The sequence below is a fragment of the Burkholderia dolosa genome (assembly GCF_902499135.1).
GTDB classification, from domain to species: domain Bacteria; phylum Pseudomonadota; class Gammaproteobacteria; order Burkholderiales; family Burkholderiaceae; genus Burkholderia; species Burkholderia dolosa.
In genome coordinates, this window is the sequence record NZ_CABVPR010000140.1 from 1 (window position 1) to 1,688 (window position 1,688).

Annotated in this window: 1 protein-coding gene; it reads left to right on the forward strand. The window is 62.1% G+C overall.

Annotated features, from left to right (window positions below; genetic code table 11):
- Window positions 1–103: 103 nt before the first annotated feature.
- The gene (locus BUB20358_RS27870) at window positions 104–1,594 is read left to right on the forward strand and encodes an ISNCY family transposase (RefSeq protein ID WP_035974134.1); all 1,491 of its coding nucleotides are present in this window, start codon (window positions 104–106) and stop codon (window positions 1,592–1,594) included.
- Window positions 1,595–1,688 lie beyond the last annotated feature (94 nt).

Below are 1,688 nucleotides of genomic sequence, written 5' to 3' on the forward strand. Positions count from 1 at the left end.
TGTAGTGGCTAGATAGTAATGTCCGCTTTTAGCTACATAGAAATGTCCGCTTTTGTGCCGCGTAAGCTATCCGACCGCCGGTGGTCCGGCGCCGGGAGCTTCGATGGCTGCGACAGAACGGATCACGATGACGATGCGCGAGCTGGACAGATTCAAGGTCATACAGGACGTGGCGGACGGCAAGCTCAAGCCGTGGCGCGCGGCCGAGCGACTGGAGCTGACGACACGGCAGATTCGGCGGCTGGTCTCCCGGCTACGTGAACACGGCCCGGCCGGCCTGGTGTCGGGACACCGTTCGAAGCCGGGCAATCGTCGTTTGGATGCAGGAACGGCGGACCGGGCGCTCTCGATCATCCGTGATCGCTACGCCGATTTCGGGCCGACGCTGGCCTGCGAGAAGCTGTGGGAGTGTCACGGCATCCGGCTGGCCAAGGAGACGGTCCGCAAGTTGATGACGGACGCCGGGTTATGGATTCCGCGCCGGCAGCGCCCACCGAAGGTCTACCAGCCGCGGGCACGGCGCGCGTGCCTGGGCGAGCTGGTCCAGATCGACGGCAGCGAGCATCGGTGGTTCGAGGAGCGGGCGCCGCAGTGCACGTTGCTGGTGTACGTGGACGACGCCACGAGCCGGCTGATGATGCTGCACTTCACGGCGACCGAATCGACGTTCAGCTACTTCGAGGCGACGCGCGCGTACATCGAACGCCACGGCAAGCCGGGTGCGTTGTATAGCGACAAGTACAGCGTGTTTCGCAACGTCAACCCGGGCAAGAGTGACAATCGGGTGACGCATTTCGGCCGCGCGATGTACGAGCTGAACATCGACACGTTCTGCGCGAACAGCAGTCCGGCCAAGGGGCGCGTCGAGCGTGCCCATCTGACGCTGCAGGACCGGTTGGTGAAGGAGTTGCGGCTGCGCGGCATCAGCACGGTGGCGGACGCGAATGCGTATGCGCCCTCCTTCATCGCGGCCTACAACGCCCGGTTCGCGAAGCCGCCGAAGAGCGACTTTGACGCGCACCGGCCGCTGCGGACTGACGAGAGCCTGGATCTGGTGCTCACGTGGCGTGAGCCGCGGAAAGTGACGAAGTCGCTGACAGTGCAATACGACCGCGTCATGTACCTGTTGGACGACACGCCGGAGAATCGGAAGCTGATCGATCGAGTTATAGAGGTCTGGGAGTATCCGGACGGACGCATCGAACTACGGGCCGATGGCCGTGTGTTGCCCTACAGGCAATACGACCGACTGGCCGAGATCGATCAAGCCGCAGTCGTCGAACACAAGCGCTTGAGTCACGTGCTGCAGGTCGCGCAGGCGATCCAGGCACAACGCGATAACAGTCGAATCGGTAAAGCCCCATCCCGAGCAAATCGGGGCGACTCGACCAAGACCGATCGAAATAAACCTCAGCCGGGCAAGAAGAAGCAACGCGAGTTCACGCAGGCTGATGTCGAACAGGTGATTGTGGATCTGGCTCAACGCAGACAGACACCGCAGCAACCGAACAAACCGGGCCGTCGGTCTGCGAAGGACCGTGGCTCGGACGTCAGCGCCCTGCCCGTTCAGACGCCGACCTTCGACACGGCGTAACGATCAAACCGAGGGAAAGCAGGCAGCCAAACCAACCGTAAAACCGGACATTTCTAAATAGCCAGAAAGCGGGCATTTGAGAATGGCTTTGACA

Bases quoted from the DNA above. Each gene is read 5' to 3' on its own strand.
- BUB20358_RS27870 (WP_035974134.1), top strand. From the start codon at position 104: ATGGCTGCGACAGAACGGATCACGATGACGATGCGCGAGCTGGACAGA.